The following is a 1,274-nucleotide window of genomic DNA, read 5'->3' as shown; positions in this document are numbered from 1 at the left end:
GGTCCACGGGGCACCTCCTCGTGCTAAGGTGTGCCCCCCTATTAAACACGGACCCTTACACATAAATCCTTACACGACCGCGCGGGGTGTCGCGGTGAACGCCGTGGCGCTCCCTGATCGGATGGGCTGTAAGGAGAAGCGGGGGCATCTGGGGGCTATTGTAGCCTGAAAGCGGTTATTGCTCAACTGTTTGCACCTCCTGGCCTCGTCAGAACTTAGGGGGAAGGTCAGTCGTCTGGGATTCTACACTTGGCGAGGCTTGTGCGGTATCTAGCCGCCAGAACCGGGCGGAGGGGGAGTCCGCGCTCCGAAGAAGCAGGGGGGCAAGCTAAGGGCTAAAAGTTGCGGCTACACCGTGACCGCCCGTAACATAGCTTCCCACACCCCCTCTTTTCCTGAAAATGGATACCGCAGGCACGGTTTGCGGGGGAAGTCCGGTGTTTCTTGACCAGCTACAACTACTTCGTAGGAGATGGTCTTCGGGGTATACTGGCCCACGGGGCTACCTCCTTCCTCATCTCGTACACCAACCCCTACACAATTCCTTGCACGAGCTCTTTAGTGAACAGGAGACCAATATGGACGATGCGATTGTGCAGGCCCTGCTGGATTCCTATAAGCGTAACAACGCCATTCTGATCAACTTGCTACAGGCAATACCAGAAGGAGGGATGGAGGCTAGAGCCCTACCAGGAAGCCCCTCGGTCGCGGAGCAGTTTTCCCACATTCATCAAACCCGGCTATTCTGGTTGGACCAGGTCGCACCAGAATTCGCTACGGGGCTGACCCAGCTTTCGCGCAATGACGGCGAGCAGTTGCTTCTGGAAGGCGAGCCCACACGCATCGTGCAGGCCTTAAACCAGAGTTGCCGTGCGGTGTGCGACGCAGTATTGGATAGGCTCCAGACTGACCGGGCCATGGAGGGACCAAACGCGCGCTATGACCACCCTATCCTCTTTCTTCAGCACATGCTCTGGCACGAGGGCTATCATGTTGGGCAGATCAAGCTAGCTCTCAAAGCTTTTGGCTACACAATGCCAGAGGAAGTGGAAGAAAAAGCCATCTGGAGCCTGTGGCGAACTGAGTTCTGGCCGCAGTAGGGCTTCAAAGGAAGATAGGCCCTCGGCCAATACCCTCACCGGGAAGTCACCCAAAGCCAAACAATTGCGTCACCTGCCAGTTTTCGGGGACCCGCTCCGACAGTAGCGGTCGTGTCAAGAGTTATGTGTAAGAGTCTGTGTACGGGGGGCATACCGCTCCTGAAGCATCTTCTC

General features: G+C 56.8%; 1 protein-coding gene. It reads left to right on the top strand.

What is annotated here, in order from left to right:
- Positions 1-545: 545 nt before the first annotated feature.
- Complete coding sequence (locus tag L0D17_RS13090; protein ID WP_243095691.1) at positions 546-1,100, top strand: DinB family protein; 555 nt, start codon at positions 546-548, stop codon at positions 1,098-1,100.
- Positions 1,101-1,274: the final 174 nt, after the last annotated feature.

The sequence above is a fragment of the Thermus thalpophilus genome (assembly GCF_022760915.1).
In the GTDB taxonomy this organism is placed as follows: domain Bacteria; phylum Deinococcota; class Deinococci; order Deinococcales; family Thermaceae; genus Thermus; species Thermus thalpophilus.
Note: the sequence above shows the minus strand (reverse complement) of the source record. Positions and strands in the feature narration are given on the sequence as shown.